The organism is Bradyrhizobium sp. T-12 (assembly GCF_058314695.1).
Map to the genome: position 1 here is coordinate 3,425,391 of NZ_CM177756.1, position 21,490 is coordinate 3,446,880.

18 protein-coding genes are annotated in these 21,490 nt (G+C 63.7%); 6 read left to right on the plus strand and 12 right to left on the minus strand.

What is annotated here, in order from left to right; all coding sequences use genetic code 11:
- The first annotated feature begins 56 nt into the window (after nucleotides 1-56).
- Nucleotides 57-1,409 (plus strand): transposase, encoded by a 1,353-nt coding sequence (locus AC0WRY_RS16065; RefSeq protein ID WP_194403708.1) that lies wholly within the window; start codon nucleotides 57-59, stop codon nucleotides 1,407-1,409.
- 154 nt (nucleotides 1,410-1,563) lie between these two features.
- Here AC0WRY_RS16065 and AC0WRY_RS16070 read toward each other — a convergent pair whose 3' ends face one another.
- A complete protein-coding gene (locus tag AC0WRY_RS16070) occupies nucleotides 1,564-2,580 on the minus strand; it encodes a methyltransferase (protein WP_491123381.1) in 1,017 nt (338 codons plus the stop codon).
- Between the two features lie 88 nt (nucleotides 2,581-2,668).
- On the minus strand, nucleotides 2,669-3,646 hold the full coding sequence (locus AC0WRY_RS16075) for a Bug family tripartite tricarboxylate transporter substrate binding protein (RefSeq protein WP_491123382.1): 978 nt from the start codon (nucleotides 3,644-3,646) through the stop codon (nucleotides 2,669-2,671).
- A 158-nt stretch (nucleotides 3,647-3,804) separates the two neighbouring features.
- On the opposite strand from AC0WRY_RS16075, the gene AC0WRY_RS16080 reads away from it, so the two are divergent.
- The gene (locus AC0WRY_RS16080; protein WP_194407903.1) at nucleotides 3,805-5,376 is read left to right on the plus strand and encodes a winged helix-turn-helix domain-containing tetratricopeptide repeat protein; all 1,572 of its coding nucleotides are present in this window, start codon (nucleotides 3,805-3,807) and stop codon (nucleotides 5,374-5,376) included.
- A 278-nt stretch (nucleotides 5,377-5,654) separates the two neighbouring features.
- On the opposite strand, the gene AC0WRY_RS16085 is transcribed toward AC0WRY_RS16080, so the two are convergent.
- The 8 genes from AC0WRY_RS16085 to gltX form a co-directional block, all read right to left on the minus strand.
- Entirely contained in the window at nucleotides 5,655-6,422 is a 768-nt protein-coding gene (locus AC0WRY_RS16085; RefSeq protein ID WP_491123383.1) for an SDR family NAD(P)-dependent oxidoreductase, read from the minus strand.
- Nucleotides 6,419-7,528 (minus strand): ABC transporter ATP-binding protein, encoded by a 1,110-nt coding sequence (locus AC0WRY_RS16090; protein WP_194407905.1) that lies wholly within the window; start codon nucleotides 7,526-7,528, stop codon nucleotides 6,419-6,421. Before AC0WRY_RS16090 ends, AC0WRY_RS16085 begins: the two co-directional genes overlap by 4 nt.
- A 10-nt stretch (nucleotides 7,529-7,538) precedes the next feature.
- A complete protein-coding gene (locus AC0WRY_RS16095) occupies nucleotides 7,539-8,396 on the minus strand; it encodes a carbohydrate ABC transporter permease (protein WP_491123384.1) in 858 nt (285 codons plus the stop codon).
- Complete coding sequence (locus tag AC0WRY_RS16100) at nucleotides 8,389-9,294, minus strand: carbohydrate ABC transporter permease (protein WP_194408286.1); 906 nt, start codon at nucleotides 9,292-9,294, stop codon at nucleotides 8,389-8,391. The genes AC0WRY_RS16095 and AC0WRY_RS16100 overlap by 8 nt, the downstream gene beginning before the upstream one ends.
- Before the next feature lie 14 nt (nucleotides 9,295-9,308).
- Entirely contained in the window at nucleotides 9,309-10,595 is a 1,287-nt protein-coding gene (locus AC0WRY_RS16105) for an ABC transporter substrate-binding protein (RefSeq protein WP_491123385.1), read from the minus strand.
- Nucleotides 10,596-10,654: 59 nt separating this feature from the next.
- Nucleotides 10,655-11,833, minus strand: a complete 1,179-nt coding sequence (locus tag AC0WRY_RS16110) for an ROK family transcriptional regulator (RefSeq protein ID WP_491123474.1) — start codon at nucleotides 11,831-11,833, stop codon at nucleotides 10,655-10,657.
- A gap of 188 nt (nucleotides 11,834-12,021) precedes the next feature.
- Nucleotides 12,022-13,326: a citrate synthase gene (gene gltA / locus AC0WRY_RS16115; RefSeq protein WP_194407908.1), complete on the minus strand. Its 1,305-nt coding sequence runs from the start codon at nucleotides 13,324-13,326 to the stop codon at nucleotides 12,022-12,024.
- Between the two features lie 147 nt (nucleotides 13,327-13,473).
- Nucleotides 13,474-14,901: a glutamate--tRNA ligase gene (gene gltX / locus AC0WRY_RS16120; protein WP_194407909.1), complete on the minus strand. Its 1,428-nt coding sequence runs from the start codon at nucleotides 14,899-14,901 to the stop codon at nucleotides 13,474-13,476.
- 167 nt (nucleotides 14,902-15,068) lie between these two features.
- Here gltX and AC0WRY_RS16125 point away from each other — a divergent pair, with 167 nt between their 5' ends.
- From AC0WRY_RS16125 to AC0WRY_RS16140, 4 genes are all read left to right on the plus strand, one after another.
- A complete protein-coding gene (locus tag AC0WRY_RS16125) occupies nucleotides 15,069-16,745 on the plus strand; it encodes a glutamine--tRNA ligase/YqeY domain fusion protein (RefSeq protein ID WP_491123386.1) in 1,677 nt (558 codons plus the stop codon).
- A 10-nt stretch (nucleotides 16,746-16,755) separates the two neighbouring features.
- The gene (locus AC0WRY_RS16130; protein WP_491123387.1) at nucleotides 16,756-17,142 is read left to right on the plus strand and encodes a nuclear transport factor 2 family protein; all 387 of its coding nucleotides are present in this window, start codon (nucleotides 16,756-16,758) and stop codon (nucleotides 17,140-17,142) included.
- An 86-nt stretch (nucleotides 17,143-17,228) separates the two neighbouring features.
- Nucleotides 17,229-17,462, plus strand: a complete 234-nt coding sequence (locus tag AC0WRY_RS16135) for a DUF2171 domain-containing protein (RefSeq protein ID WP_194407912.1) — start codon at nucleotides 17,229-17,231, stop codon at nucleotides 17,460-17,462.
- A 96-nt stretch (nucleotides 17,463-17,558) separates the two neighbouring features.
- On the plus strand, nucleotides 17,559-19,838 hold the full coding sequence (locus tag AC0WRY_RS16140; RefSeq protein WP_491123388.1) for a ComEC/Rec2 family competence protein: 2,280 nt from the start codon (nucleotides 17,559-17,561) through the stop codon (nucleotides 19,836-19,838).
- Nucleotides 19,839-19,845: 7 nt separating this feature from the next.
- Here AC0WRY_RS16140 and AC0WRY_RS16145 read toward each other — a convergent pair whose 3' ends face one another.
- Together AC0WRY_RS16145 and lexA are read right to left on the minus strand one after the other, a co-directional pair.
- Nucleotides 19,846-20,280, minus strand: coding sequence for a hypothetical protein (locus tag AC0WRY_RS16145; RefSeq protein WP_211416852.1), 435 nt, complete (start codon nucleotides 20,278-20,280; stop codon nucleotides 19,846-19,848).
- Nucleotides 20,281-20,787: 507 nt separating this feature from the next.
- Nucleotides 20,788-21,489 (minus strand): transcriptional repressor LexA, encoded by a 702-nt coding sequence (gene lexA / locus AC0WRY_RS16150; RefSeq protein WP_194407915.1) that lies wholly within the window; start codon nucleotides 21,487-21,489, stop codon nucleotides 20,788-20,790.
- Nucleotide 21,490: the final 1 nt, after the last annotated feature.

Consider the following 21,490-nt stretch of genomic DNA (forward strand, 5'->3'; position numbering starts at 1 on the left):
GTTGCGACGCAGAGGGATCAATGATTCAGTCAGTCTAATTGGCAGGACTGAAGATCATGATGGGACATCGGCAAGTCGAGCAGGCCGCGTTGTTCTATGAGTTCTCGCTGGAAAGGCATATCCCGGCCGACCACTTGCTCCGGTCGATCGATAGATTTGTCGACCTTGAAGAGGTCAGACAGGACCTGGCGCCTTTCTACAGTAGTATCGGTCGACCTTCGATCGATCCCGAGCTGATGATCCGGATGCTGCTGATCGGTTACTGCTTCGGCATTCGATCGGAGCGGCGCCTGTGCGATGAGGTCCACCTTAACTTGGCCTACCGATGGTTCTGCCGGCTTGGTCTAGATGGCGCAGTACCTGATCACTCGACGTTCTCCAAGAACAGGCATGGCCGCTTCCGACAGAGCGACCTCTTCCGGTGCGTGTTCGAGAGCGTTTTGCGTCGCTGTATCGAGGAGCGGCTGGTCGGTGGTGAAGGATTCGCCGTCGATGCGAGCCTGATCAAGGCCGATGCCAATCGGCAGAAGGGGATCGAAGGCGACAAGGGACTTCCACCGGAGGCTGCCGGCCGAGCGATCGACGAGTATCTGGCTGTCCTCGATGATGCCGCGTTCGGAGCAGCCACCGAAGTGACCCCGAAGTTCGTGTCGCCCTCCGACCCAGCGGCGCGCTGGACGGGAGCGCACGGCGGCCAAGCCTTCTTTGCCTACTCGACGAACTACCTGATCGACATCGAGAACGCGATCATCGTCGATGTTGAGGCGACGACGGCAATCCGGCAGGCGGAGGTATTGGCTGCCAAGCGCATGATTGAGCGCTCGCTGGAGCGGTTTGATCTCTATCCGAGCCGGCTCCTCGGCGACAGCGGCTATGGCTCGGCCGAGATGCTCGCCTGGCTGGTCTATGAGCATGGCATCGAGCCGCACGTTACAGTCTTCGACAAGTCGGCTCGCACAGACGGGATCTTCTCGCGCGACGACTTCACCTATGACCACGCCGGGGACGTTTATCGTTGCCCCGGCGGCAAAGTTCTTACCACGACCGGAACGCTGGTGAATGATGGCGCCACCATGCTTTACCTTGCCAGCAAGCACGATTGTGATCGCTGCGCATTGAAGTCCCGATGCTGCCCCAAGCAGCCATCACGGAGGGTGCCACGCTCGATCTACGAGGGCGCTCGCGACATGGCGCGCCAGATCGCAAGATCATGGGAGGGCCGCACCTCGCGTCGGCTCCGCAAGAAGATCGAGATGCTGTTCGCGCACCTCAAGCGCATCCTCAAACTCGACCGTCTACGCTTACGAGGTCCAAACGGTGCGCATGACGAGTTCATCCTGGCGGCCACCGCCCAGAACCTAAGAAAGATGGCCAAGCTGATCCCGATGTCCACCCCGAGGCTCGCATAGCGATCGGTAGAGCAGTTCGGCCACATCGCGACCGAGCCATTACAAGGAAATACTGCCCGCCTTTTTCAACGGAATCGACCCGAAGCGGAAATCCGCAACAGACCAGCGTCGTCTTCGCTATCCCCCAGCAGCATCATGGCAACGGGAGTCTCTTCTAGTTCTCTCCTTTTCTGAATTGAATGAGACTGAATATGCCAATGTCCTTCGTCCCGATGAACGTGAAGTCGGCCGATGCGGCCAGTTTGCGATACTCGGCTTCGGTGCGCTCGCGGCCGCCAGGTCCCCGCAGCATATTGAGGTCGCTCATGGCGCAAGATCGGTTCTCCGGTCTGGCTGTGACGCGCTCCGGCATGATCCGTTCGATCACGATCAAGGTCCCGCTGGCAGGCAATGCATCCCTACAATTGCGTAGAATTGTTTCGCAACGATCGTCTTTCCAGTTGTGAAGTATGCTTTTCATCAAGATCGTATCGGCTCCTCTCGGAATTGTTTCGAAGAAATTGCCAGCGACGAATCGGCCGCGACCGGCGATACCGAGCTGTTCGAAACGCGCTCGCGCCTGTGCTTCGCAGCGCACTAGATCGAACGCAACACCTTCAAGATGCGGGGTGTGCTGAAGCAACCCGCCGATCAACTCGCCGGTGCCGCCGCCGACATCCATCACTATGTGGGCGGGCGCGAAATCATGGGACGCGATGATCTTTGGAACAATTGACCGCGTGAGGCTCACCATTGCTGCGTTGAACTGGCGTGTCCATTCCGGTGGAACGCCGGCTGCCGCATAGCGATCGTCGCCATCGCCACGCAATTGCGTCGCAGTCGCGCCGGTGCGGACCGAGTCAAGCAAACCGCTCCAGGACCGAATGAGCATTTCGCCCTCGAAGATAACCCAGTCCTTGAAAGACGGATCGCCATCCCGGTCGAGCTGCCGACCGAGATCGGTGATGGCAAACCTGTCAAGGCTTTCTTGCCTACAGATACCAAGCGTTGTCAGGGCGATGAGCAGCCTGCGTAACGCGCTCTCATTGGCGGATACCAGGCTCGCGAGTTCGGCCACCGATTTCGCCTCCCCGCCGGTGGCTTCGGCGAGATTGAGCTTTGCCGCCGTATAGATCACCGCAGTGATGCGATGCGACTGCACGAGATCATGGATGGATTCTGATCGCCTCATGTATTCCCACGATTGCTGTGAACTGGAGCAGGTCGGTACGTCGGCCTCGGAAGTACAGATAGATTGCCGCTTGCGGCTTCTCGGCTCTTCAATCAGTCGGCAAGAACCCGCTTGCTTGTACGATTGTTTTCCAGCGTTCGGATTCGGACGCGATCAGTTGAGCAAAGTCACTCATGGAGATCGCGTCGAGTTCAAGAGCTAATTTGATCATGCCGGATCTAACCTCATCACTACGCAGCGCCGCCTGGATAGAAGCATTGAGCTTTTCGACGATGGTTGCCGGCGTCGCCGCGGGAACGAAGAACCCATACCAAGTGAGATCCTCGAGCGACGGATAGCCAGCCTCCCTCATCGTCGGCACCGCCGGAACAAACGGGCTGCGACGCGGGCCCGTAGTCGCCAGCGCGCGAATTTCTCCGGATTGGACGAGGCCCAGTGAGCTTGCGATTGGCATAAAAGCGGATGCAATCTCGCCCTTCAGGAGATCTTGAATCGCGCCATTGCCCTGATAAGGCACGTGAAGGAAATTGAACTTAGCGGTGCGCCCTAGCGTTGTGCCGAGGAAATGCAGCGTGGTCCCGGCACCGGGCGTGCCGAATGTGGATTGATTTGGATTAGCCCGGCACCAGGCGACGAAATCGTCGAGGGTCTTCACCTCACCTGGTACCTTCGGACCTATCGTCAGCAATGTGGGGGTCGAGGCGACGGTCGACACCGCGGTAAAATCTCGCGGCTCGTATCTGAGCTTCTTGTAGACGTGTGGAAAGAACATTATGAATCCGAGCGGCGCGATCAGCATGACCGATCCGTCGGCATCAGCCGTCTTCAATGCCTCGACTGCGACACGACCGCCTGCTCCTGGCCGGGTCTCGACCACGATCGTTTCAGCATAGTCCTTCATCTGGCCTGCGACGAGCCGCGCCAAGGCATCGAGCAGCCCGGGCGTGAAGCCCGTCAGGATGTGCACGGTTTTTTTGAGCGGTTGTGCGACCGCCCGGGGAAGACCAGCAACCGAGATCGCGACGCCAGCCGCCGATACGGTCAACAAGTCACGGCGCGTAATCATCGACGGTTTCCTGAACTCATCTGGATGTTCCGCACAGACTTTACTTCGGATCTGGCTCCTCGCCTGATCTCCGGCTTACTTTTTCCTTACCATCCGCCTACTATTGGCGTCCGATGCGGTCTCAGGTCAGTGACGATTGAAGCGGTGCGGGGATTGCCTTGCGCTATCTCTTTGATGATTATGTATTTGACACCGACCGGCGCGAGCTGCGTCTCGGAGCCGAGATGATCGCTATCGCGCCGAAGGTGTTCGACTTGCTCGACTACCTGATCGGCAATCGGGAACGTGTCGTCAGCAAGGACGACATCATAACCGCCGTCTGGGATAGCCGTGTCGTTTCGGATGAAGCACTCACCACCCGCGTGAATGCGGCGCGGAAGGCGATTGGAGATTCCGGAGATGAACAGCGCCTCATCAAGACCCTTCCGCGAAAGGGGTTTCGTTTCGTCGGCACGGTGCGTGAAATACACGAGCCGCCGAGCGCGGCCGCGGCGAGCATCGTACTAAGATCCGCCCTCCACGCGCCTGAAAAGCCCTCGCTTGTCGTCCTGCCGTTCGCCAATTTGAGTCCTGATCCCAAACAGGAATATTTTGTCGACGGCGTTACCGAGAGCCTGACAACGGATCTATCGCGAATGGCCGGTATCTTCGTGATAGGCCGCAATACGGCCTTCACCTTCAAGGGAAAGCAGATCGATCTGGAGCAGATCGGCAGGGAACTCGGCGTTCGCTATGTGCTCAACGGCTCCGTTCAGCGTGGTGGGGACCGCATGCGGATCAACGTCCAATTGATCGATGCAGAAACCGGTAATCATCTGTGGGCGGACCGATTCGACAAACCGATTGGCGATCTCTTCGACATGCAGGATGAGATTGGCTCGCGTCTTGCCGGTGAGCTTGGTACAGAGTTGGTAACTGCGGAGGCGCGGCGCGCGGCGCGGGCGCCCCATCCGGCGTCGATGGACCTCTATTTCCAAGGCATGGCGTATGCGAACCGGGGGTCGGATCCCACAAGTCTGTCGCAAGCGCGCCCGTTCTTCGAACAGGCTATCCGCCTCGATCCCGGGAACGTTGAAGCCATGATCGGTATGGCGTTCGTCGACGCCATGAGGGGGACCTCCGTGATGACCGGCGACCGAACCGCGCGCCTGTTGGCAGTCGAGGCGTCCTTGATCAAGATACTTGTACAAACGCCAAATCATGCGATGGCCCATTGCTTAATGGGTGTGACCCAGATCTTCACCAACCGCGCCGACCGGGGTATCGCCGAATGCGAGCGCGGACTGGCGCTGGATCGAAATCTGGCCGCCGCCCACGCGTGGATTGGACTTGGCAAATGCTATCTCGGCCGGGCCGAGGAAACCGAGGCTTGCATTATGAATGCATTCCGGCTCTCGCCCCGAGACAACCGCGCCTCCAGCTGGATGAATACTGCAGGAATCGCGCAGTCATATCTTGCAGCCGACGAAGCGGCGGCTAACTGGTTCAAGCGGTCGATCGAGACGAACCGAAATGTCGCGGCGTTCGTTCACTTCTATCTGGCGGCGGCACTGGCTCATCTCGGGCGGATCGAGGAGGCACGGGATTCGATGCAGGCAGGACTGGTCCTCGATCCGAACTTCACTCTCTCCCAATTCCACGCAAGCTCACCAACAGCCCATCCAACCTGCCTCAGACAGCGGATGCGTATTGCCGAAGGCTTGCGCAAGGCCGGACTGTCGGAAGACTAAGTGGCGAGCGGGCATTCCTGGTTGTCTTTTCCCCGAGGGATATCCAATCGCCTCGTCCTCCCGCACATCGCGACCAAACACCAGCGGCGGGCAAGGGAAGAATGCTTGTGCGAGCTGGCTGTCGGCCATAATCGTGCCTTATCCTCGGCCGCAGTCCAAATCGCGAAGCGACGCGCGGTTTAAGACGAGGCCCTTTTGGCCCAAGGACGACTTGCGTCAACATACGCTTCACGTCCGCTTCGAAGAATAAAGCGGACCCGACACAATTTGCTGCGATCCTACGCCAATCCCGCATCGACCCGAAAACATTGTCCAGTGATGCGCTGGCTGTCATCTGAGGCGAGGAATAGCGCCATGCTGGCAATGTCCTCGGGCGTGACCGCATCGGGAATGGCCTGGCGCGCGCGCATCTCGGTGATGACCTGCTCGTCCGGATACCACAGCCGGCGCTGGCGTTCGGTGACGACCATGCCGGGGGCGATCGCGTTGACGCGGATGCGGTCGGGGCCGACCGAGCGGGCCAGCGAATTGGTGAAGCCGACGATCGCGGCCTTGGCCCCGGCATAGACCGGCAGCGCCGGGGCGCCGCGCATCCAGGCGATCGACGACATGTTGATGATCGAGCCGCCGCCGCGCGCCTGCATCTGCGGCACCACCGCTTGTGCCGCAAAGAACACGTGCTTGAAATTGACGCCGACCATCCAGTCGAACTCGGCGGGCGTCACCTCCGCCAGCACCTGGCGCTGGTCGTTGGCGGCGTTGTTGACGAGCACTGCGGCGTTGCCGAGCGCGCGCTGGATCTCTGCCATGCCGGCGCGCAAGGCTTCGATGTCCAGGAGATCGCAGGGCACGAACAGCGGCGCTGCGCCGGTCGCTGCGGCAACCTCGTCGACCAGGGCCTTGCCCGCCGCCTCGTCGATATCGAGGAGCGCGACGCGGGCGCCTTGGGCGGCGAAGGCGCGCACGAAGGCGGCACCGATGCCGCTGGCGCCGCCGGTGATCAGCACCACGCGGTCCGCGAGGCCGGCATAGCTCGTCTTGGTCATGCGATCAGTCGCTCCGTCTCGGGGTCGAACAGGCAAATGCGGCGGGTGTCGAGCGCGAAGGACGCGGTCGCGCCCGGCGCGGGCCGGATATCGGGCGAGATGCGCGCCATCGCGGGCTCGCCCCCGAGGCGCAGCGACACCATGGTCTCGGCGCCGGTCGGCTCGACCATGTCCACGGGCGCGTCGACGAGGACGGGGGCGTCTGTCGAAAACGCGCGGCTGCCCTCGGCAATGCATTCAGGCCTGATCCCGAACACCACGTCGCGCCCGACAAAGGGCGCTGCGCCGGCATAATCTTTCAGGCGGAGGCGGATCTCGTCCGGCCGGCCCGCGCCGATCACGACCACCAGCCCGTCATTTTCGGCCTCGAGCCGTGCCGGGATGGTGTTCATCGGCGGCGAGCCCATGAAGCGCGCGACGAACAGATTGGCGGGATAGCGGTACACGGTATCGGGGTCGGCGAATTGCTGGACGCGGCCCTGATGCATCACGGCGATCCGCGTTGCCATCGTCATCGCCTCGATCTGGTCGTGGGTGACATAGACGATGGTGGCGCCGATGCGCTGGTGCAGGCGCTTGATCTCCATCCGCATTTCGACGCGCAGCTTGGCGTCGAGATTGGAGAGCGGCTCGTCGAACAGGAAGAGCAGGGGATCGCGCACCAAGGCGCGCCCCATCGCGACGCGCTGGCGCTGGCCGCCGGAGAGCTGCGACGGTTTGCGGCCAAGCAGCGTCTCGATCTGCAGCAGCTTTGCGACATTGGCGACCGCCTTGTCCTGCTCGGCCTTGGGCACGTGACGGCATTCCATGCCGAAGGTGATGTTCTGCCGCACCGTCATCGACGGATAGAGCGCGTAGGACTGGAACACCATCGCGATGTCGCGGTCTTTCGGCGCGACGTCGTTGACGACGCGCCCGCCGATCTCGATCGTCCCGGCACTCGGGTGGTCGAGCCCGGCGACGATGTTGAGCAGCGTGGACTTGCCGCAGCCGGACGGTCCGACCAGCACGGTGAATTCGCCGCTTTCGATGTCGAGCGCGATGTCCTTCAGCACCTCCAGATTGGCGTAGCGCTTGGACAGCGCGCGGATGCTCAGTGCTGCCATGACGTCTCCATCATTTCACGGCCCCGGCAGTCAGGCCGCGGACGAAGTACTTGCCGCCGAGGAGGTAGATCAGCAGCGTCGGCAGCGCGGCGATAATGACCGCCGCACTCTGCACGCCATGCTGCGGGATATCGGCGACCGCGGCGGAGAGCGCGATCAGAGCGGCCGTAACGGGCTGCTGCTGGCCGGTGGTGAACGTCACGCCATAGAGGAATTCGTTCCAGATATGGGTGAACTGCCAGATCACCGTGACGATCAGGATCGGCCCGGACAGCGGCAGGATGATGCGCCAGAAGATGCGGAAGAAGCCGGCGCCGTCGATCCGCGCGGCCCTGATCAATTCATGGGGAATGGCGACATAATAGTTGCGACAGAACAGCGTGGTGAAGGAGAGACCCTGGATGGTGTGGATCAGCACGAGGCCGGTCAGCGTGTTAATGAGACCGATGTCGCGCAGCACGATGGTCCAGGGCAACAGGCGCATCTGTTGGGGCAGGAAAAGGCCGAGGGTCACGATCCCGTAGATCCAGGTGTCGCCGCGAAAGCGCCAGAGCGATATGGCGTAACCGGCGATCGCGCCGAGCAGCGTCGAGAAGATTGTCGCAGGGATCGTGACCAGCGCGGAGTTCAGCATGTAGGGCCGGATGCCGGCGCAGGTCTCGGCGACGCAGAAGCCGCTCCAGGCCGCTGCGTAGTTGGCCCAGGCGAGGTGTTGCGGCCAGCCGATCATCGAGCCCTGCGCGATCTCCTCGTTGGTGCGGAGCGAGTTCAGGACGACGACGGCGAGCGGCGCGAGCCAGGCCACAGCGATCAGTGAAACGGCGAGATAGATCAAAATCCGGCTTGGGGTGAAGCTGCGCTCACGCATAGGCGGCCCGCCGTCGCTGGGCGTATCGCCACGCCGCATAGGGCAGCAGCACCGCCAGAAGAATGAGCAGCATCAGGACTGCTGCGGCAGCGCCCCGGCCGAGCAGGCTGCGCTGGAACATCAGGTCGTAGACGACGAGGGCGGGCAGCTGGGTCGCAATTCCCGGCCCGCCATTGGTGAGCGCGCGGACGAGGTCGAATGTCGAAATCGCGAACTGCAGCTGGATCACGACGACGGTGATGGTGATCGGCCAGAGCGAGGGTAGGATGATGCGCCGGTAGATGCGGACGGGTCCGGCGCCGTCGATCTGCGCGGCCTTGATGATGTCGGCGTCGACGGACCTGAGGCCGGCAAGGAAGAGCGCCATGGCAAAGCCGGAGGATTGCCAGATCGCCGCGATGACGATGGTCCAGATCGCCATGTCGCGGTCGATCAGCCAATCGAACCTGAAGGAAGTCCAGCCGAGATCATGGACCAGCTTCTGGATCCCGAGGCCGGGATTGAGCAGCCAGCTCCAGACCGTGCCGGTGACCACGAACGACACCGCGAGGGGATAAAGGAAGATTGATCGCAGCACGTTTTCGCCGCGAATGCGCTGATCGAGCAGGATCGCAAGAATGAGGCCGGTCGCCGCGCTCAACACCACGAAAGCACTGCCGAACAGCAGCAGATTGTCGAAGGCGATCTGCCAGTTTCGCGAGGCCGCGACCGCGGAATAGTTGCGCAAGCCGACCCAGCCCGTAACAGGGATCAGCGTGGACGGCGTGAACGAGATCCAGATCGTCCACAGCGAGAACGACACGAGATGCGCGGCGGAGAGCAGCAGCGGCACCCAGATCATCAGATATTCGGGCAGCCGGCGCACCCATTCGGGAAGCGCCGGCCGGGCCGGTCTCATCGCGCCGGCATTGCTCAACGCGCGCCCTCGACCGCCTCGGCGAGGCGGGTCGCCGCCTGCTCGGGCTTGATCGTCTTGTTCTTCACGTATTCCGTGATCACGTCGATCATCGCGGCCGTCATGCCGTTTTCCTGCGCCATGTTGTGCGCCATGCTGAGGACGGCCTGGTTGCTGGCAATGGCGTCCTTCAGCGCCTTTGCGGTGGTGCGCTGACCGTCCGACCAGCCTTCGCCGGACAGATCGACATCGGTGCGCACGGGGATCGATCCCGTGATCTGCGAGTACATGGTCTGGATGGCGGGATCCATGACGAGCTGGGCCATCAGCGTCTGGCCGGCTTGCAGGTCAGCCTCCTTGCGCTGCCAGAAGATGAAGGCATCGGCATTGAGCAGGAACACCGGCTTGCCGTTGTCGCTGGGGCCCGGCGCAATCGTAAAATCCTCGAACTTGAAGCCGGCGTTGCGCAACACGCCCTGCGCCCAGCCGCCCATGATCATCATGCCCATGTCGCCGTCGACGAAGCGCTTCAAATTGGTCGAGAAGTGCTGGGCGCCGACATTGGGGTCCATCCAGTCGGCGATCTTGCGCACCTGCGCGAACGCAGCCTTGATCTCGGGACCCTCCAGGGCCTTCTTCTCGAGATTCATGATGGCCGCGCGGTAGGCGAGGGGACTGATGCCGGCGAGAGCGGCCTCGAATTTCTGCCCGTCGTCCGGCCGCGTTCCGCCGTTGGCGATGGGAAAGGCGACGCCGCCCGCCTTCATCTTTTCGGCGAGGTCGTTGAACTCCGCCCATGTGACCGGGATCTTATCGGCCTTGGCCTTGTCCATGGCGCGCTTGGACAGGAACAGCATGTTGGTGCTGTAGATCTGCAGCGGCAGTGCGATCCATTTGCCGCCGGGCTTGTGCAGTTTCGCAAGGTCCGGCGCCACGACCTTCTCGTAACCGGCGGCCGCGACGACGGCGTCGAGATCGACGGTCGGGGCGATCTTCGACCAGGCCGCAATCTCGGGACCCTTGAGTTGCGAGCACGCCGGGGGATCGCCGGCCATGATCTGGGCGCGCAACTTGTTCATCATCTCGGTGGTGAAGCCGGGGACGGGCGAATGCTGCCAGACGCCGCCCTTCTCCTCGAACTTCTTGCCGAGCGCCGTGATGGCCGCGCCGTCACTGCCCGCGGACCATTGCGAGATCGCGGTCAGGCGCGGCTTGGCCGCGCCTTGCGCGCGGGCAAAGGCCGGCAGCGCGAGCGTGGCAACGGATCCAGCGAGCAGACGACGCCTTGTTGTTGTGATCGTCATGGCAGTTCCTCCCGGTGTGAAGTCTTTCGCGCGTGTGGGACGTGCAGGCTCAGGTCATCTCAGGCCGCCTCCGTCGATGCCGCCGGCATGCCGCCACGGCTGGCGAGACAAAAGCCGGCAAAGGCAAGCGCGGCCTGCGGATCGTTGCCGGTCGACGGCGGCACGAAGGCGAGGGACACCTGCGCCAATTTCCGTCCACCCAGCAGGCAGGCGTCGATCCCTTCGATCACGGCGTTGCGATCGTCCTCGGCAAGAAGCGACGGCCAGCCGCTGATGGCAACGCCGCCACATGGCTTCACGTTCAGCGTGTTGCCGATCGCAAGGCCGAGCCGGAACAGCCGCCGGCGCAGCTCCTGCCGCACGCGCGACGAGATCGGAATCGCGTTCACCCATTCGTTGCCGAGCTGGAGCAGCTCGGTTTCGGACACACCGAGCAGATCGGCCAATGCCGGAATCGACGCATAGGCCTCGACGCAGCCGTGATGTCCGCAGCGGCAGCGCGGTCCCTCGGGCCCGAACACCATGTGGCCGAGCTCGATCGGTTGCAGGGCATCGGCCTTTGCCGGGTCGTCCATCCAGGCGCCGGCAACGCCATGGCTGACCAGCACGAACAGATGCGGGTCACCAAACGGATAGTTCTCGGTGCGGCAGCGGTGAAAGGTGGCGTGGGCGACCACCGAATTGGTGATTTCAAGCGGCACGTCCGCGAACATCTCGCCGAACATGTCGCTGAGGCGCCCGACGTCGCAGGGAATGATCGGATTGGCCGATATGCTGAGACGGCCAAGGCCGGGAATGGAGACGCCGATCTGGGAAAGCGTGATGCGGCGGCGTCGCGTCCAGTCGCGCAATAACGTCATGGCTTCGCGAAACGCCCGGCCGACGGCCTCGGCGGTCGGCATCTTCGGCAGCTTCACACGCTCGGTGTAATGGAGTTCACCGGACAGGCCACCGACACCGACGCTGAGATGCTGCGTGGTCAGCTCGAAGGCCGCCAGCGCCACCGATCCATCGAGCGACACGAGGCCCGTCGGGCCGCCGACATAGGGGGCAGGGCGCCGCACCTCCTCGATCAGGCCTTCGGCCTTCAGGTCGAACAGGATGCGCGACAGGCTCGCTTCCGACAGCCGCACGGCCTTGGCCAGAGGCGGACGAAACGAGCCGCCCGACTGAAGCAGATGGGTCAAAATGGCAGCGCGCGTCTGCCGCCGACTTCGCGGCTGCTCCGGCATGTCCATCCCTGTCGTCATTCTTACTTAGTGTAAGAATGCGCGCGGAGCGTTTCGGCTGTCAAGCGTCCGGCGGCGCGATGTGCCGACTTGTTGTTGTGCGTGGCAGCACGCCGGGGCCTACGGCATCTACGCCAAACGAAAACGGCGCCATCCTGCGATGGCGCCGCTTCTTCAAAAGCCCTGAGGCCCGATCTTTACTTGCGATCCTTGATCGCGACGTAGTCGCGCTTGGTGACGCCGGTGTAGAGCTGGCGGGGACGACCGATCTTCTGCTGCGGATCCTCGATCATCTCGCTCCACTGGCTGATCCAGCCGACGGTGCGGGCGACCGCGAACAGCACGGTGAACATCGAGACCGGGAAGCCCATCGCCTTCAGCGTGATGCCCGAATAGAAGTCGACGTTCGGGTAGAGCTTGCGGTCGATGAAGTACTGGTCGCTGAGCGCGATCTTCTCGAGCTCGAGCGCCACCTTCAGCATCGGATCGTCGCCATGGCCGGTCTCCTTGAGCACGGCGTGACACATCTTCTGCATGATCTTGGCGCGCGGATCGTAGTTCTTGTAGACGCGGTGACCGAAGCCCATCAGGCGGACTTCGGAGTTCTTGTCCTTCACCTTGGCGATGAATTCGGGAATTTTGTCCACGGTGCCGATCTCGGCGAGCATCGCGAGCGCGGCTTCGTTGGCGCCACCATGCGCCGGCCCCCACAGGCAGGCGATGCCGGCGGCGATGCAGGCGAACGGGTTGGCGCCGGACGAGCCGGCGATGCGCACCGTCGAGGTCGAGGCGTTCTGCTCGTGGTCGGCGTGTAGGATGAAGATCTTGTCCAGCGCGTCAGCGAGCACCGGGTTGATCTTGTAGTCCTCGCACGGCACGGCGAAGCACATGTTGAGGAAGTTCTCGGCGAAAGTGAGCGAGTTCTTCGGGTACACGAAGGGCTGGCCGACCGTGTACTTGTAGGCCATCGCCGCCAGCGTCGGGATCTTCGCGATCATGCGCATGGAAGCGATCATGCGCTGCTTCGGATCGTTGATGTCGGTGGAGTCGTGATAGAACGCGGCGAGCGCGCCGACGGAAGCCACCATCACGGCCATCGGATGGGCGTCGCGGCGGAAGCCCTGGAAGAAGCGGGCCATCTGCTCGTGAACCATCGTGTGACGGGTCACGCGGTCGTCGAAATCCTTCTTCTGCGCGGCAGTCGGCAGGTTCCCGTACAGCAGGAGATAGCAGGTCTCGAGGAAGTCACCGTTCTCGGCGAGCTGTTCGATGGGGTAGCCGCGGTATTCCAGCACGCCCGCGTCGCCGTCGATATAGGTGATCTTGGACTGGCAGCTCGCGGTCGAGGTGAAGCCGGGATCGTAGGTGAACAGGCCCGACTGGCCGTACAGCTTGCCGATATCGATGACATCAGGCCCGACGCTGCCGCTGTGGATCGGGAGATCGTAGTTCTTGTTTCCGACCGTCAGCGTAGCGGTCTTTGGGCTTGGTTTTGCGTCCATCAGAGGTCCCCGATGTATGGTGAAACGGGCCGGAGCCGGAGCCCCCTAAGACGATCATGGGGGGCACGCCGGATGTTCCAGAAGGTACGGGGGAGATGGGTATATTATTGCTATGTGCGCTGCAAGATCGCCGCACGCATGGTCGACTTACGTCGTAGACTGGTCCTTAAGCCGGGCGAGGCTTTCCTGCCGTCCCAGGACGTCCAAAACCTCAAATATACCAGGCGACGTCGTCCGTCCGGTCAGCGCCGCCCGCAAGGGCTGGGCGACCGCGCCGAGCTTGAGACTATTTTCCTCGGCAAACGCGCGCAACGCGGCTTCGGTGCTGGCGCCGCTCCACGTCTCGACTTTCTCCAGCGCGGAATGAAGCTGGCCGATCAGCTTGCGGTTCTCCGGCGTCAGCAGCGCCTGCGCCTTGGGATCGAGCTCCAGCGGCCGGTCGGCGAAGATGAAATAGGCGCCGTCGATCAGCTCGATCAGCGTCTTGGCGCGCTCCTTCAGGGCCGGCATGGCCTTCACGAGCTGCGCGCGCGTGGTGTCGTTTAACTTGGCCTTAAGCTCGTTGCGGCTGGGCACGAGATGGTCGAGCACGTCCTCGAACATCTTCACGAGCGATTGATCGTCGGCGTGGCGGATGTAGTGGCCGTTGAGGTTTTCCAGCTTGGCGAAATCGAAGCGCGCGGCGGCGCGGCCGACGCTGCCGAGATCGAAAGCGGCGATCATCTCCTCGGTCGAGAAGATCTCCTGGTCGCCATGGCTCCAGCCGAGCCGGACGAGGTAATTGCGCAGCGCCGCCGGTAGGTATCCCATGGCGCGGTAGGCATCGACCCCCAGCGCGCCGTGGCGCTTCGAGAGTTTTGAGCCGTCCGGACCATGGATCAGGGGAATATGGGACATGTTCGGCAGCGTCCAGCCCATCGCATCGTAGATCTGCTTCTGGCGGGCGGCATTGATCAGATGGTCGTCGCCGCGGATCACATGGGTGACGCCCATGTCGTGGTCGTCGACCACCACCGCGAGCATGTAGGTCGGGTTGCCATCGCCGCGCAGCAGGACGAGGTCGTCGAGGTTCTCGTTCTGCCAGACCACGCGGCCCTGAACCTGATCCTCGATCACGGTCTCGCCGGTCTGCGGCGCGCGCAGGCGGATGGTCGGCTTCACGTCGCTCGGGGCGGTCGCGGGATCGCGGTCGCGCCACATGCCGTCATAGAGGCGGGTGCGCCCCTCGGCGCGCGCCTTCTCGCGCATGGCGGCGAGCTCCTCCGCGGTGGCGTAACAGCGATAGGCCTTGCCGTCGGCGAGCAGCTGCTCGGCGACCTCGCGGTGACGCGCGGCGCGGCTGAACTGGTAGATGACGTCGCCATCCCAGCCGAGCTCTAGCCATTTGAGACCGTCGAGGATGGCGCCGATCGCAGCCTCGGTGGAGCGCTCCCGGTCGGTGTCCTCGATCCGCAGCAGCATCTTGCCGCCGTGCTTCTTTGCATAGAGCCAATTGAACAGCGCCGTGCGGGCGCCGCCGATATGGAGGAAGCCGGTCGGCGAGGGGGCGAAGCGGGTGACGACGGAATCGGTCATTCTTGGCAGGGCCTATGCATTGGAGGCGGTGGTATATAGCAGGACCGGGACATAACTAAAGCCCGTCGGCGGACCTGCCGGGCCTTGCTCGCGGCTGTGCTTAAGCTCTTGGCTCAGCCTCCCGAATTTGGCAGAAGGACCGCTGATTTCCCGACAGGATTATCGTAATGACAGAACCGGTGGCAGCTGAGGTTGGGCGCGATTTCATTCGTGACATCATTCAGGCCGACCTCGATCAGGGTAAGTACAGCGAGATCGTGACCCGGTTCCCGCCGGAGCCGAACGGCTACCTGCATATCGGTCACGCCAAGTCGATCGCACTCAACTTCGGCATCGCCCAGGAGTTTCCGGGCCGCTGCCATCTGCGTTTCGACGACACCAATCCGGTCAAGGAAGAGCAGGAATATATCGATTCCATCCAGGCCGACGTGCGCTGGCTCGGGTTCGACTGGGGCAAGAACCTGTTCTTCGCCTCGGACTATTTCGACCGCCTGTACGAATGGGCCGAGCAGCTGATCCGCGACGGGCTCGCCTATGTCGACGACCAGACCCAGGAGGAGATCCGCGTCTCTCGCGGCACTCTGACCGAGCCAGGCAAGAACTCGCCGTTCCGCGACCGCAGCGTGGACGAGAATCTCGACCTGTTCCGCCGCATGAAGGCGGGCGAATTCCCGAACGGCGCGCGCGTGCTGCGGGCCAAGATCGACATGGCCGCGGGCAACATCAATCTGCGCGATCCCGTGCTGTACCGAATCCTGCACGCGCACCATCCGCGCACCGGCACCAAGTGGCACATCTATCCGAGCTACGATTACGCGCACGGTCAGTCTGACGCCATCGAAGGCATCACGCACTCGATCTGCACGCTGGAGTTCGAGGACCACCGGCCACTCTATGACTGGTTCATCGAGAAGCTGCCGGTGCCGTCCAAGCCGCACCAGTACGAGTTCGCGCGGCTGAACCTGACCTACACGCTGCTGTCGAAGCGCGTCCTGACCCAGCTCGTCCGCGACGGCCATGTCGCGGGCTGGGACGATCCGCGCATGCCGACCATGGCGGGCATGCGCCGCCGCGGCGTGCCGCCGGCCGCGCTGCGCGAATTCGTCAAGCGCATCGGCGTTGCCAAGGCCAACAGCGTCGTCGATGTCGGCATGCTGGAGTTCTGCATCCGCGAGGAGCTGAACCGCACGTCGCAGCGGCGCATGGGCGTGCTGCGGCCACTGAAAGTGGTGATCGAGAACTATCCGGAAGGGCAGACCGAGGAGCTCGAGGCGATCAATCACCCCGATGATCCCAGCGCCGGCACGCGGAAAATCACGTTCGGCCGCGAGCTCTATATCGAGCAGGACGACTTCATGGAGAACCCGCCCAAGAAGTTCTTCCGCCTGTCCCCGGGCAGCGAGGTGCGGCTGCGCTACGCCTATTTCGTCAAGTGCACCGGCGTGATCAAGAACGACAAGGGCGAGGTGGTGGAGCTGCGCTGCACCTACGACCCCGCGACCAAGGGCGGCAACGCGCCCGACGGCCGCAAGGTCAAGGCGACGATGCACTGGCTGCCCGCGGCAAGGTCGGTGCCGGCTGAGATCCGCATCTACAACCAGCTGTTCGCCAATCCGAGCCCGGACGCTTCGAACTTCGCGGCCGATCTCAATCCGAACTCGCTGGAGATCCTGCCCGACGCGCGGATCGAGGCATCGGTGGCAGAGAGCAATGCGACCGAGCCGATGCAGTTCGAGCGCCAGGGCTATTTCGTGCGCGACAAGGACTCGACGCCCGGCAAGCCGGTGTTTTCGCGCACCATCGGTCTGCGCGATACGTTCGCGAAGGAAGTCGCGAAAGGATGAGGATTGAGGCATGAGCAGTGAAGCCGACGCCATCGTTTCCGCCATCATCGCGAAATGGTGCGCCGGCTTCGCCAGCCTCGATGCGGCCGCGCTCTCGTCGCTGTATTCGAGGAACGCGTTCTTCTTCGGCTCCAACCCGAAACTGTATCGGGGCAGGGCCGGCGTCGCCGACTATTTCAACGGCCTGCCGCGCTGGCGGAGGCCAAGCGCCGTGTTCTCCGATGTGAACGCAGCGCAAGCCGGCCCCGATCTGATCAACATGGCCGCGACAATCTCGTTCGACCTCGCCGGCGAGCGGGATGATTTCGTCGTCAAGATGAGCTGGATCATCATCCGCGAGGACGGCGACTGGAAGATCGTCAATCACCACGCCTCGTCGCAGGCGCCGTTGATCTGACGGCCATCGTACACGGCATCGTCATTCCCGAGAGCCAGAACGAACGCCGTTTCTGTGCGTTGGGTGGGTTCAACAAGGAACTCACCATGCAGAACATCGCAGAGCATATGGAAGTCATCGGCGCCGACGGCGTTCACATCGGCACGGTCGACAAGGTCGAAGGCAACCGCATCAAGCTGACCAAGAAGGACAGCGGTGAGGGCAGCCACAAGGGCCATCATCATTTCATCGACAAGGGCCTCGTTGCCGATGTCGAAGGCAACAAGGTGCGGCTGTCGGCCAAGGCATCGGTGGCCGTGACCATGGAAGAGGAAAAGTAGAGACGTCCTCTCGCGTTCCCGATCTGTACCGCTATTCGCCCGACCGCACGTTCCGGTAGCCTTGCCGGCAATCGCGTCGCGTAGGGTGCAGGGAAGATGGCGGAGCCGGGCCGGCCAGTACGGTCCCAAGGTGTTGCCGGGACGTGGCCGGTCGGCCGCGCTTCGCCCGCTGGCGGCATTGTTCCGGCGGGCTTCGGCATCTGGCCCGCGATCGTCGAAACAATCCGCGGATGGGCTCGGGCCGAGGCCGGCCCCGGGCGCCTGCTGCCGTGGGTGCCGGTCGCCTTCGGCGGCGGCATCGCGCTCTATTTTGCCGCCGATCATGAGCCGGTGCTGTGGATTGTCGCCGCGACGGCGATCGCGCTGCTGCTCGGCGCGGCCCTGTTGCGGCGGAGCCGGCTGTTCGCGCCGGCGATCATGATCGCAGCGGTCGCGGCGGGCTTTGCCGTGGCGACCTGGAAGACCGCGCGCATTGCCCACACTGTTCTGGCAAAGCCGCTCTATTCGGTGTCGCTGTCGGGCTTCGTCGAGACGCGCGACATCCGCGAGCGCACCGATCGCTTCGTGCTGCGTGTCACCGCGATGGAGGCGCAGCGCAGCGACGTCAAGCTCGACCGCGTCCGCCTCTCCGTGCGCAAGGGCACCGCGCCCGAGGTCGGCAGCTTCGTTCAATTGAAGGCGCGGCTGATGCCGCCGCTCTCGCCGGTCCGCCCCGGCAGCTACGACTTTTCACGCGACATGTTCTTCCAGGGCATCGGCGCCTCCGGCTTCGTGATGGGCGCAATTACGGCGTCGATCCCGCCTGATGCCGGCGGCCTGCGGCTGCGCTATGCCGCCTTCATGCAGGGCCTGCGCGATGCGATCGACGCCCGCATCCGCGCAACGCTCGAGGGCGACAACCGCGCGATCGCAACTGCACTACTCACCGGGCGGCGCGATGCGATTTCCGCCCCTGTCAACGATGCGATGTTCATCTCCGGGCTTGGACACGTTCTCTCGATCTCCGGCTATCACATGGCGGTGGTCGCCGGCGTCGTCTTCTTCGCGGTGCGCGCGCTGCTGGCGTTGATCCCGGGCCTGGCGGCCGGCTTCGCCATCAAGAAATGGTCGGCGGCTGCAGCATTCGTCGCGGCTGCGTTCTATCTGCTGCTCTCGGGCGCCGAGGTCGCAACCCAACGGTCGTTCTTCATGACGGCGGTGGTGCTGATCGCGGTGATGGTCGATCGCCGCGCCATCACCTTCCGCACGCTGGCGGTGGCGGCGCTGATCGTGCTTGCTGTCGCGCCGGAGGCGCTGGTGCATCCGAGCTTCCAGATGTCGTTTGCGGCAACGCTCGGGCTGGTGGCGCTGGTGCAGATCGGCATGCCGAACCTGCTGGCCTCACCCGATCATTCGGCCACCGCGCGCGTCGCGCTGTGGGGCGGGCGCGAGATCGCGATGCTGTTCCTGGCCTCGCTGATCGCGGGGCTTGCGACCACGCCCTATGCCGCCTTCCACTTCCATCGCGTCACGCCCTATGGCGTGCTCGCCAATCTCGGTGCGATGCCGGTGGTCTCGGCGCTGGTGATGCCGGCGGGGCTGCTGGGATTGCTGGCCGCGCCCTTCGGGCTCGATGGCGTCTTCTGGTGGCTGATGGGCCTCGGCATCGACTGGATGGTCGCGGTCTCGCGCTGGGTGGCGGCCTTGCCGGGCGCGGTCGGCCGCATCCCGGCGTTCGGGATCGCGCCGCTGATCGCCGCGAGCCTCGGCATCATCGTGATGGGCCTGTTGCGCACGCCCTTGCGCTGGTGCGGTGCCGTGGTGCTGCTGGCGTCCATCGCGTGGGGCCTGTCGGTGCGGCAGCCCGATATCCTGATCGCCGGGGACGGCGCGAGCGTCGCGGTGCGGGGCGGGGACGGGCGCCTGCACCTGATCAGGACGGGCAAGGACAATTTCATGCTGAAGGAGTGGCTGGCGGCCGACGCCGATCCGCGCGATGCCGGCAGCAGCGCGCTGGCCGAGGGGGTGTCGTGCGACGAGGCCGGCTGCGTCACGCCGCTTGCCGACGGGCGCCTGGTTGCGTTGGCCTCGCGCATCGATGCGCTCGCGGACGATTGCAGCCGTGCCGCACTGGTCGTGACGTCACGGCCCGCACCGCCCGATTGCGCGGCGATGGTGGTGGATCGGCAGCGGCTCGTTCGCCAGGGCGCGCTGGCGTTGACACGGCGTGGCGACGGATTTGCAGTTCAGGCGGTGAGGGCGAGGGGCACGAACCGTCCCTGGTCGCCGGCGGCCGCCGGCGAGGGAGATTTCGAAGGAGCCCTCATGCCGAGGGCGGCGGCTCCGCGCGCCAAGGATGCGACCCCGTCGGAGGCCGATCTTCAGGCGGAGGACTGAGCCTCGGTCAGCCCAGCGGCAGCGGTGTGACGGGCGAACGGCTATCGGCGATGATCTCAGGCTTGTGCTCGCGCTCGCCGACCGGTTGGGTCACGGGCAATTGCAGCACGGTTGCGCGCTGGCCTTCGACGAGCTGAGTCACCAGCACGTATTTGCCATCAGGGAATTCGATCGCATCGTGATGGCGATCGGGAATGTGCGGATCGATCTTGCCGAACTTGCCGACGCGGGAGTTGACGGTGCGCGTCCAGATCCAGCGGTTGTCGTAACGGACGTTGTCTGCGAAGGCGAGCTCCGTTCCCGGCAGCAGGCAGACCGCAACGGAGAGGTCGGCTTCGGAGGCGAAGCCGCGCGTCGAGGTGCCGCGGAAGGTTGTCGTGACGATGGTCTCGCCGACTTCTGCGGGGCGCGTCGCGACGGCATGCAGGCTATAGTCACACATCGGGTGCTCCTCATGTGAAGATAGCGACCCGCGCCTCTCGGAGGCACAGGCCTCTGTCAGAGTTTAAACACCAACGTTGTGCTTGGTTGTAGGCAAATCTGCGGCTGGGATCCGCACCCCGCGATCACTTTAACTTTCCCGAATTCGCCAGGAACAAAGCTGGCTGCGGTGCATTACGCCGGCGCCTGTCACGACACTTCGCATTGCCGGCGCGATCGCGGCGCTGCGCAATTGGGTGTTGCGGACATGGCAATGCGATGGCGCGGCAACGGCCCCGTGCCCCGACCGCTGCCCAAACGATCTGGTCTTCCGAACGCGAAACGCCGTGACGCGATGTTGCTGCGGTCCGCCGAAGATGGCCGTGGAGGAGGGGCCGGATAATCTGTGCAGAACCAGAATGATCATCCAGCCGGAGCGGACATTCATCCGCTCCAATCTCAGATCGGCGACGCCGACCGAAGGCGCACGCAGGCGCCAAAACTACTTTCGGACTGAGTCCTTCCGGACTCAGTACTTCCGGTAAAGCCCAATCAGCTTGCCCTGAATCTTCACCCGGTTCGGCGGCAGGATACGCACCTCATAGGCGGCATTGGCAGGCTCGAGCGCGATCGACGCGCCGCGGCGGCGGAAGCGCTTGAGCGTAGCCTCCTCGTCGTCGATCAGCGCCACCACGATGTCGCCGGTGTCGGCGCTCTCGTTGCGCTGGATCAGCGCCATGTCGCCGTCCAGGATACCGGCCTCGACCATGGAATCACCGCGCACCTCGAGAGCGTAATGCTCGCCCGAGCCGAGCATGTCGGGCGGCACGCTGATGGTGTGGCTGCGGGTCTGCAATGCCTCGATCGGCGTGCCGGCCGCGATCCGGCCCATCACGGGCACCGCAACGGGCCGCTCGCCCTCGTCCACGGGCGGGCTGGAGCTCGCGCGGATCTTGCCGAGATTGCCCTCGATGACGCTTGGCGTGAAGCCGCGCCGGGCGCCGGCGGCAGCCTGGAGCTCCGGCAGCTTGATCACTTCGATGGCGCGGGCGCGGTTGGGCAGCCGGCGAATGAAGCCGCGCTCCTCGAGCGCGGTGATCAGGCGGTGGATGCCCGACTTCGAGCGCAGGTCGAGCGCATCCTTCATCTCGTCGAAGGAGGGCGGCACGCCGCTTTCCTTCAAACGCTCGCTGATGAACCGCAGAAGCTCGTATTGTTTGCGCGTTAACATC

Excerpts from the sequence above, each read along its gene's own strand:
- AC0WRY_RS16075 (WP_491123382.1), bottom strand. The coding sequence starts at position 3,646 with ATGATTACGCGCCGTGACTTGTTGACCGTATCGGCGGCTGGCGTCGCG.
- AC0WRY_RS16070 (WP_491123381.1), bottom strand. The coding sequence starts at position 2,580 with ATGAGGCGATCAGAATCCATCCATGATCTCGTGCAGTCGCATCGCATC.
- AC0WRY_RS16095 (WP_491123384.1), bottom strand. The coding sequence starts at position 8,396 with ATGCGTGAGCGCAGCTTCACCCCAAGCCGGATTTTGATCTATCTCGCC.
- AC0WRY_RS16100 (WP_194408286.1), bottom strand. The coding sequence starts at position 9,294 with ATGAGACCGGCCCGGCCGGCGCTTCCCGAATGGGTGCGCCGGCTGCCC.
- AC0WRY_RS16110 (WP_491123474.1), bottom strand. The coding sequence starts at position 11,833 with ATGGACATGCCGGAGCAGCCGCGAAGTCGGCGGCAGACGCGCGCTGCC.
- lexA (WP_194407915.1), bottom strand. The coding sequence starts at position 21,489 with ATGTTAACGCGCAAACAATACGAGCTTCTGCGGTTCATCAGCGAGCGT.
- AC0WRY_RS16090 (WP_194407905.1), bottom strand. The coding sequence starts at position 7,528 with ATGGCAGCACTGAGCATCCGCGCGCTGTCCAAGCGCTACGCCAATCTG.
- AC0WRY_RS16130 (WP_491123387.1), top strand. The coding sequence starts at position 16,756 with ATGAGCAGTGAAGCCGACGCCATCGTTTCCGCCATCATCGCGAAATGG.
- AC0WRY_RS16065 (WP_194403708.1), top strand. The coding sequence starts at position 57 with ATGATGGGACATCGGCAAGTCGAGCAGGCCGCGTTGTTCTATGAGTTC.
- AC0WRY_RS16125 (WP_491123386.1), top strand. The coding sequence starts at position 15,069 with ATGACAGAACCGGTGGCAGCTGAGGTTGGGCGCGATTTCATTCGTGAC.
- AC0WRY_RS16105 (WP_491123385.1), bottom strand. The coding sequence starts at position 10,595 with ATGACGATCACAACAACAAGGCGTCGTCTGCTCGCTGGATCCGTTGCC.
- AC0WRY_RS16145 (WP_211416852.1), bottom strand. The coding sequence starts at position 20,280 with ATGTGTGACTATAGCCTGCATGCCGTCGCGACGCGCCCCGCAGAAGTC.
- AC0WRY_RS16085 (WP_491123383.1), bottom strand. The coding sequence starts at position 6,422 with ATGACCAAGACGAGCTATGCCGGCCTCGCGGACCGCGTGGTGCTGATC.
- gltA (WP_194407908.1), bottom strand. The coding sequence starts at position 13,326 with ATGGACGCAAAACCAAGCCCAAAGACCGCTACGCTGACGGTCGGAAAC.
- AC0WRY_RS16140 (WP_491123388.1), top strand. The coding sequence starts at position 17,559 with ATGGCGGAGCCGGGCCGGCCAGTACGGTCCCAAGGTGTTGCCGGGACG.
- AC0WRY_RS16135 (WP_194407912.1), top strand. The coding sequence starts at position 17,229 with ATGCAGAACATCGCAGAGCATATGGAAGTCATCGGCGCCGACGGCGTT.
- gltX (WP_194407909.1), bottom strand. The coding sequence starts at position 14,901 with ATGACCGATTCCGTCGTCACCCGCTTCGCCCCCTCGCCGACCGGCTTC.